This is a genomic window from Endozoicomonas acroporae, from assembly GCF_002864045.1.
Classification (GTDB): domain Bacteria; phylum Pseudomonadota; class Gammaproteobacteria; order Pseudomonadales; family Endozoicomonadaceae; genus Endozoicomonas; species Endozoicomonas acroporae.
The window spans coordinates 1-8,279 of sequence record NZ_PJPV01000115.1; the positions used below are offsets into that span (position 1 = coordinate 1).

The following is an 8,279-nucleotide window of genomic DNA, read 5'->3' on the forward strand; positions in this document are numbered from 1 at the left end:
CAGCAAATTGGTCTAAAAATTCCGTTTTGTTCGGCAAATAGCCCCACTATTCACCTCACAAAACGAAATTTTTATCCTCAATTTTCTGCCATCCTCGCTACGGGCGCTATTCTCGGACAGCCTCCTAGACTATCCGGGTCAAAGCAGTACAGACCAGAGCAATCATCACTCCAACCGTATTTATCTGCATACCAGCTATTCCGAGGAATCCAATGCCTTACGCTCGAGAACTGAAAAAAGGCCAGATTGTAGACATTGAAGGCCAGTATTATCAGGTTCGTCAGGTTGAGGCGAAAAGCCCATCTGCCCGCGGTGCCCAGACCCTGTATAAGGTTCGTTTCAATTCTGTTCCCGGCGGCCAGAAACTTGAGCAGACACTGACCGGCGACATTCTTCTCACTGATGTGGACCTGCAGAGAAGAGCCGTCACGCTTCTCTATCGTGAAGACCATGAGTGTACGTTTATGGATTCTGAGGATTATTCCCAGTATCTCGTCAATGCCAGTACGATTGAGGACCAGCTTCTCTATATCGCTGACAATATGGCAGGCCTGACCGCCCTGCTGGTTGATGGCCAGCTACTGGCGATTGACCTGCCGGCATCCGTTGCCCTGGAAATTGTTGATACGGCCCCTGGCATAAAAGGAGCCTCGGCCGCAGCAAGAACAAAACCAGCCCGGGTCAGCACTGGCCTGGAAGTTCAGGTTCCAGAGTATCTCAGTAACGGGGAAATCATTAAAATCAATACAGAAACCGGGAAATTCATGTCCCGCGCCTGATGTCCAGTGGTTTCCGGGGATGTTCTCTGGAAACCATATTCGGAATATAAAAAAATATTTTTATTCTCTAAAACAATTAAAACACTCTAAACCATAGATCAAATAGAAATATGATACCTTTGTTCAAGTTATTTTCACTCTTTAGGTGTCTAATGTGATGATATGCATTTAAAACAATATGTTTTAAGCATTTGGTTTTTGATTATCTAAATAGAATTAAAAACATTCTCTTCCTATCGAAAACCCAAAAATCTCTTTTGGAGAAAAAGAACAAACAGACATAAATCAACTCAAGGATTAAAGCTATGAAAATAACTAATATTGCCCAAAACATTTTTCGAACGATTTACTTATCTATGGCAATGGGCTTTATATCCTATTCATCAGCTGATCATTCCCTGCTGATGGAATCAAATGATAGAACTCCGTTTTTAAACGATGTTTCATCCATGAATGTTTTTCAAGCACCGGCTTATCAAACAGGCCACAAACAAACAGAATTTATTTTCAAACAGACAATAGAGTTCACTGAAGAGCGCATTGGCTCATTCATTTACAAAACCATCGACGACCCGGATAAGGTCCGGGACCGGGTTGCAGGCTCAGCCATTCTTTACGGACTGGAGAGCATCGGTCTTGGAGAAAGCGTTAAAGAAAGTATCTACTTTATCAGGCAGAACACCCGTTATTCTTTTAGTGATTGTGGAGAAGTCCAGCTCAGGACCAATCGAATTACTGCGGGCAGCTGCTTACCGGATGGTGGATCTGTTGAGTTGAATTCCAATTACAATTTCAACTCTGTACGCCTGCAGTTTACCTGGCCCCTGTAAATTTAAAGTAGTGATGTCGCTGTTAACAAGAAATGCTAAAATGCCAGCGGCATCAACCCTAATGGTAATCATCATTGAACACCCGCACACTGTACGCACAATATTCCCGCCAAATTGAATTACTCGCCCCCTGGCAACTGGCCACACTGGCTACGGCTGTCACTGAGAGAGCCTGGCCCAACTTTGCACTGTTTTCAGAGCTGGCAGAATTTGGCCATGCTGCCGATGTGAGGCACTGTCTGAACATGCTCTGGGACTATACTGCCGGACTTCAATCGGCAAAAAACTTCGAACGTCTGCTTGAACGACTGGATGAAAATACGCCAGCCCCTGAAGATTTTGATATGTTTGGCGTTGAACCGGCGCTGGATTTTTCGGCTGGTCTTAACTGTGCCATCAACTGCGCCATGAAAGCATCCGTTGACGAAACGGCCAGTGCATTAACGGTGTCACTCAGCACCATTGGTAAATTCATAAAATACACTGAAGCACAAGAGCTCAGAGGAACCGAACTGGCGCAGTACACTGAAGAGCATGAATTGTTTGAGGTGCAACGTCGGTTTATCAGTGAGTTGATCAGCATGGTCGGTCAGCAACAGAAACCATCAAAAGAATTTACCAAAGAACTTCGGCTACTTTCTGCCAACGATGGTGTCAGTCAACTGGGGATCAGTCTTGATTAAGTCAAGTTGACCGGCATTCGCTGCTACACAGCCATTACCGGTTGACCCGGATTACTTCACATTAGAAATAATATCCCTGAGCAGGGAGTAGATCTTCTGCTGGGCGTTGGACATGGCCTCAAAGTTTTGATTATACGTCTGCATCGCCCTTTGCAGCTGTACGGTCTGAATCTGACTGTTGCCATTGAGGTTATCCCGGGCATTAATCAGGCTCTTCTTTAACGTGACCCACTCTTCCGGGGTCAGTCGGCCACTGCCACTGGCATCGGGATAGGTAATCCTCAATATATTACTCAGGAGTTCTTTCTCCTTCTGGGTCATAAACGGCGTGGTACCACTAAACTCATCATTGACTGACTGGCTGAACGCCAGCTTCCTGCCAAAAAAACCGGATACCTGGTTGCTGGAATCATTGGGATTCGCTTTGCTGATGGCCTGGGTACCCCGGCCATCATACTCCCACTGGTGCATGCCCCCGGCTTCATACAGGATGTGACCATCATGATTGTTGACATCCAGGCTGTGGCGGTTGTTCGGGCGATTGGCATTTGGAGCAGCCTGCGGAACTGGTGCGAACTGATCATAGGAGAATCCGGGTATAGTACTGGAGGCAGACATGGATTCTATGTTAATTGCTCCCTCATCCATATGGTAGTTTATCCATGATCTAAGTTTTGCTGCTGAATGATCCATCACGCGTTCGAAGAATCCATCCACAGACTCTCCGGGGACCATTTTGTAGCTATAATTTCTGCCATACGAGTTATCTTCCCCATCAGTATCCTTCAGATTCAAGTTAAGTGTATAGCCATTGGTCTGCAATTCTTTTTCAAGCCCCTTTATCTGTTCATCGCTAAGATCCTTTTTCGTCAGTTCACTTTTCAATTTTAATAAATAATCATCAGTGAATGCCTTGATACTCCCATAATTCTCAGACTCATAAAAATCCCGGCTTTCGTTAATACTGCTGGATGAAAATTGTTTGGTTGTTTTACTGGTCCCCGGTATCACTTCCTGATAACTATAAGCGGGAAAGTGAATATCGGTTTGGATATACTCTATTTCTATATCGCCTTCCTCTGCATGGACGTAGTTTCGGAAATCCGTTTTGGAGCTATTAACGACACGTCCAATAAACTGGGGGAGCGTTTCATTGGCGTAGGGCTCATAATCAAACGTTTTATGATAAATCTCATTAGTATTGTCCGCGTCACCCAGTTCCCAGTAAATAGATAACCCGCCATCCGACTTTATCTTGGCCAGTATGGCGGCCTGTTCCGCTGGAGATTTATTCTGAATAACCCCTTTCCACGTGGAAGATACTCTTTCCCCATGGACGACATCAATGGTGTCGTAATTTTCGTTCTCGTCGTAGTGCTCATACATTGGCAGTGTGTTAGCAGGAACATTTACCGTTTGCGTGGTTGTGGTCGGCTGGGATACTGCCACGTCAGTTGGGGTCTCAATGGTAGGGGAACCGATGGTCATTGATCCGGCAACATTAACATCACTGATTTTCATTCCCTGATTATCCCGGGTAATGATAATCGAAGTTATATCTGCCATTCCTCCGGAAAAGTCCGAGGAGTTGAAAGCCTTATCCGGGGCTCCGGCCTTAAAGGTAATCTCAGTGCCATCATTCAGTATATAGGTCATGTCGTTCATCACGGGAATGCCGACTTCCAGTGCATCCACCGTAGCACCGGCAGGCACAGGTATCAGAGTCTGGTTCTGGTAAATTAACTGATTACCATCACCGTCAAGCAGAGTGAAGGTATTGCCACCCTTACCATCTGGCTGGAAGTTCAACCCGTAACCATTATCAAGCACAACATTTTTGCCTTTAACCTGCCATGTGGTGGAGGAATAATGGGTTGATCCATACTCGGCAACATTTGCCTTGCCAATCAACTTATTAATGGTATCTATATACTGATTACTTTTATCAATTTCACCAATAATTCGTCGAACTTCTGAGTCCAGCATTTCTCCACGTTCAAGATAAACAGCAGCAATGAAGTCCTGCTGACTCATATCTGCCGGATTTAGAGTTTTTATATCATTCGTCGTGGAAACGCCGTTAACGTTATTCATGCTGAACTCATCCCTGAAAAGCAGTTATTTTTTTGTATTGATCTGTTTACGCCCTATACATATCCGGAGCGCTTTTTAACGGTACTTGCCTTCTTCACTTTGCGTTGACTGAGCAGTCGACTGGCACTATTGAGTTCTTTGCGTTTAGCCGTTGCTTCATTGGCCATATTACTTTTGAACTCATTATGAAAATTGAGCAGTTCTTCCCTGGCTTTCTGCTTTTGGCGAGATGTCCAAAAGTCACTATTGATAAAAGCACGTAACTTTTGCCGGTCCATTCCGCCATTTTTCATAAACTCTTCCTGCTTATCCAGCAGTACCTTTGCCTCCCGGACGGCCGCCTTTGACGCCTCCGAAGTCAGATAGTTGGTTTTTTGTAATTTGGTGACATCTACCAGCCTGAGTTTGAGCGCCATACCTACCCCCGGATAGCCTTTGACCAGATCATTTTGAAACTCTCTGGATACCTATATCGGTCTGGGGACAAATCTGTGTAGGGTCTGTTGACGGTTGAGGATTGCAGCGCGTGGCAATAACGCATCAACTGATGGGAGTTGCACTGTGTTTATATGCGATATTGGCGACTCAGCAGAAAATGCCTAAAATACCGGCATAAGAAAGTTGGCGAAAAAAAGCAGGCAAAAAGTTGCCAAAAAAAGTCGGCTAAACTTCTGGAGGCTCTATGGATATTGCTGAGTTCGAATCCATCATGTTACAGGTCTTAATCAGCGGGCTGGTTTTATTTATGGCTTTTATCGTTTATGACCTGGCCAAAAAATCCAATGCGGGAAAATGGGGTACATTTGTACTCTTTGGAGCTCTCGGCCTGGGTGTCCTGGGTTTCCTGATCAAAACATTTCTTGTTGAGGTGATTGTTTAACCCGGATATTTCATAAACGTGCTCCCGCTCTCACTTGTCCTTTGCCGCTCTAAGGGAGTTCTGTTCAGTCGACCGTACTCCCCGGTACGGCGCTCCCTCACAAAATCCCTTAGAGCGACAAAGTCCTCGGCTTTGGCATCCTGCGTCGCCCTATCTCCCACATCCATGTGGTCGTGCGCGAGATTCGGGGCAGTTTATGAAATATCCGGGTTAAGCCATACGCACAGTGGCAGATGGCCGGATTAGTACAACTTATTGGCTATAAATAGCCTAACCAGGACAACCAGATACTACCCAGCCCCAGCCATACCAGCAAATAGAGCGAACTCATGATCAACCCGACTTTCCACCAGTTGAAAAGAGAGACATAACCAGCGCCATAAAGGATTGGTGCCGGTCCATTCCCATAATGGGTAATAACAGCACAAATATTACTCATATAGGCAAGCATCAGGGCACCTCCCAGAGGGGGAACACCAGCTCCAAGCATGATCAGCAGAAAACCGGCATACATGGCACTGATCTGTGCTGTGGATGCGGCAAAGAAATAATGGAAAAAGTAGTAAAGTCCACAGACGGTAATCATTGCCAGCCAGGCGGGCAAACCATCAAACAGAACTCCAACCTGATCACTGACATAGTTCACTACGCCATAAGCACTGAGGTAATGAGCCATGGTAATAAATGCCCCGAACCAGATCATGGTGTCCCAGGCTCCCTTATTACCACGGAGATCATCCCAGTTCAGAACACCGCTTGACAGCAGAATGCACACACCCACCATAGCCACCAGCGTCGCTGAAAAGCCCAGCTGCTGACCAAATATCCACAGCACAAGAAGCGCCAGGAAAGTACCGGCCATAATCCATTCATCCCTGGTCAGGGAGCCCAGGCGGTGAAGTTCATCCTGTGCCACCTTGACGGCCATGGGGGTTTCTTTCAATTCCGGCGGGATAATGCGATACAGACAAAGTGGCATCAAGATAAGACAGACAATACCGGGTAACAATGCCCCCAGGGCCCACGTCGCCCAGCTCAATTCAATACCCTGATTGCCAGCAAGCTTGACCACCAGCGGATTACCCGCCATGGCAGTCAGAAACATGGTGCTGGTGATGGCATTGGCATGGAAGACGATCATCAACAGAAAGGCCCCCATCCTGTTGGCAGTGGCTCCTGGCTTACTGTCATAGACGGTGGCGATGGATTGCATAATGGGGTATACCACAGCACCTGCGCGAGCCGTGGTACTGGGCATTGCCGGGGCAAGCAGCATATCCGTCAGGGTCAGTCCATAACCCAGGGTCAGGGTTTTCTTCCCCATGATACGCATGAAGCAGTAGGCAATTCTGAGCCCAAGCCCGGTTTTTATAAACCCGTGAGAGATGAAAAACGCCAGCACCACCAGCCAGGTTACAGGATCACCATAACCCGCCAGTGCCTGCTTGAGGGTCAGGGTTTTGGTCAGCCCCAGGGCTGTCACCCCCATCAAGGTGATTGCCGACATGGGCATGGGAGTGACCATCACCCCCAACAGGGTGCTGATAAAAATAATCAGCATATGCCATCCCTGCAGATCCAGACCTTCCGGTGCAGGGAGCACCCAAAGACTCCCCCCCAATAGCAATGGAGCTAAATAACTGATAACTGATTTCACATCAGTTGCCCGCTGCTGAGGGTGATCACAGCTTGCTGGTGGTGTACTCACACAAACCCCTTTTAAATGGTTAAGGCCATAGTCTAGTCCACAGGTTCTCCTGCATTTATAATTCTGACTTTTCTCATCAGTGATTACCCATGCAGGCTTCTGTTATACGCCCTTCCAAAAAAAGCCGATTATTGCTTTTTAATAAACCTTACGGTGTCCTGACCCAGTTTACGGACCAGGAAGAACGGCAAACCCTGAAGGATTTCATTAACATTCCCGGCATCTATCCAGCGGGCAGGCTGGATCGAGACAGCGAAGGGTTGTTACTGCTGACGGATAATGGCCAGTTGCAAAACCTGATTGCCTCACCTGAGCACAAAATGCCGAAAACATACTGGGTTCAGGTGGAAGGAATCCCGGACTCTCAATCCTTAGACCATCTCCGTACCGGAATAGTTCTGAACGACGGCCCTACTCTCCCGGCCTGGGCAGAAATCATTGACGCTCCTGATGTCTGGGACAGAGTGCCGCCCATACGGGAAAGAAAGTCAATTCCGGATTGCTGGATTCAATTGACTATAAAAGAGGGAAGAAACCGTCAGGTAAGAAGAATGACTGCGGCTATCGGCCATCCAACACTCAGGCTGATTCGCTGCCAGATAGGGTCATGGAAAATTGACGACCTGCCGCCGGGTCATTGGCGTGAGCTGGAAATTCCTGCTTCACTGAAAGACAAACTCAATACAAACAGATCCAAACGTGTAAAGTGGAAAACCTCAGGAAAACCCCGTCACTGGAAGACGTAATTCTTCAGTACTATTTACCGGTCAGCAGAGCGGCATTAGCCATTACCCTGACAGCCATCACTATTTTGTCTCTATTGCCTATAGATAACTTCAGAGGTGTTGACCTGACATTCTGGAAGCTGCCGGTAGCTGCTGACAAAATAGCCCACTGCCTTGCTTTTCTGGTTATTTCCGGCCTGCTTGATGGCTTTTGTTACCAGGACCGTTTCAACCTGAAAAAAGCGGCTATCGCGGCTTTATACGGTATCTGGATTGAAGGCCTGCAATCCCTTACCGACTATCGCCACCCATCGTTCTGGGATATCGTCGCCAACTGCCTGGGCATCTTTATGTACTGGCTATTCATTCCTGCGTTTAAAAGAACGCCTGTTTTAAGGGTTCGCTGGGCGTTTAAGGAAACACGCCCGGGAGATAACAACGGATAATTACATGTAACCGATCCGTTGTTATAGCCTTTCTGATAAGTAGTTAACCAAATGAAATCGTATTTTCTGACTAAGTGGGCAGTGACTCTGCGGCGTTACAACTACGGTCACATAGCTACGGCTATGCTCCCTAC

Annotated in this window: 9 protein-coding genes; 6 read left to right on the forward strand and 3 right to left on the reverse strand. The window is 46.9% G+C overall.

What is annotated here, in order from left to right; translation table 11 throughout:
- Positions 1-212: 212 nt before the first annotated feature.
- The 3 genes from efpL to CX664_RS17580 all read left to right on the forward strand — a co-directional run bounded on the left by efpL (position 213) and on the right by CX664_RS17580 (position 2,292).
- Entirely contained in the window at positions 213-779 is a 567-nt protein-coding gene (gene efpL / locus CX664_RS17570; RefSeq protein ID WP_101747997.1) for an elongation factor P-like protein EfpL, read from the forward strand.
- Between the two features lie 305 nt (positions 780-1,084).
- Positions 1,085-1,609, forward strand: a complete 525-nt coding sequence (locus CX664_RS17575) for a hypothetical protein (protein ID WP_101747998.1) — start codon at positions 1,085-1,087, stop codon at positions 1,607-1,609.
- 74 nt (positions 1,610-1,683) lie between these two features.
- Positions 1,684-2,292: a DUF416 family protein gene (locus tag CX664_RS17580; RefSeq protein ID WP_101747999.1), complete on the forward strand. Its 609-nt coding sequence runs from the start codon at positions 1,684-1,686 to the stop codon at positions 2,290-2,292.
- Between the two features lie 51 nt (positions 2,293-2,343).
- Here the strand turns inward: CX664_RS17580 and CX664_RS17585 are convergent, their stop codons facing one another.
- Together CX664_RS17585 and CX664_RS17590 are read right to left on the reverse strand one after the other, a co-directional pair.
- Entirely contained in the window at positions 2,344-4,386 is a 2,043-nt protein-coding gene (locus CX664_RS17585; RefSeq protein WP_101748000.1) for a hypothetical protein, read from the reverse strand.
- A gap of 53 nt (positions 4,387-4,439) precedes the next feature.
- Positions 4,440-4,802, reverse strand: a complete 363-nt coding sequence (locus CX664_RS17590; protein WP_101748001.1) for a hypothetical protein — start codon at positions 4,800-4,802, stop codon at positions 4,440-4,442.
- 266 nt (positions 4,803-5,068) lie between these two features.
- Here CX664_RS17590 and CX664_RS17595 point away from each other — a divergent pair, with 266 nt between their 5' ends.
- The gene (locus CX664_RS17595; protein ID WP_101748002.1) at positions 5,069-5,266 is read left to right on the forward strand and encodes a DUF2788 domain-containing protein; all 198 of its coding nucleotides are present in this window, start codon (positions 5,069-5,071) and stop codon (positions 5,264-5,266) included.
- 259 nt (positions 5,267-5,525) lie between these two features.
- On the opposite strand, the gene CX664_RS17600 is transcribed toward CX664_RS17595, so the two are convergent.
- Positions 5,526-6,974 (reverse strand): DASS family sodium-coupled anion symporter, encoded by a 1,449-nt coding sequence (locus CX664_RS17600; protein WP_180966537.1) that lies wholly within the window; start codon positions 6,972-6,974, stop codon positions 5,526-5,528.
- Positions 6,975-7,063: 89 nt separating this feature from the next.
- On the opposite strand from CX664_RS17600, the gene CX664_RS17605 reads away from it, so the two are divergent.
- Together CX664_RS17605 and CX664_RS17610 are read left to right on the forward strand one after the other, a co-directional pair.
- Positions 7,064-7,720 (forward strand): pseudouridine synthase, encoded by a 657-nt coding sequence (locus CX664_RS17605; protein WP_101748004.1) that lies wholly within the window; start codon positions 7,064-7,066, stop codon positions 7,718-7,720.
- On the forward strand, positions 7,681-8,145 hold the full coding sequence (locus tag CX664_RS17610; protein WP_101748005.1) for a VanZ family protein: 465 nt from the start codon (positions 7,681-7,683) through the stop codon (positions 8,143-8,145). The genes CX664_RS17605 and CX664_RS17610 overlap by 40 nt, the downstream gene beginning before the upstream one ends.
- Positions 8,146-8,279: the final 134 nt, after the last annotated feature.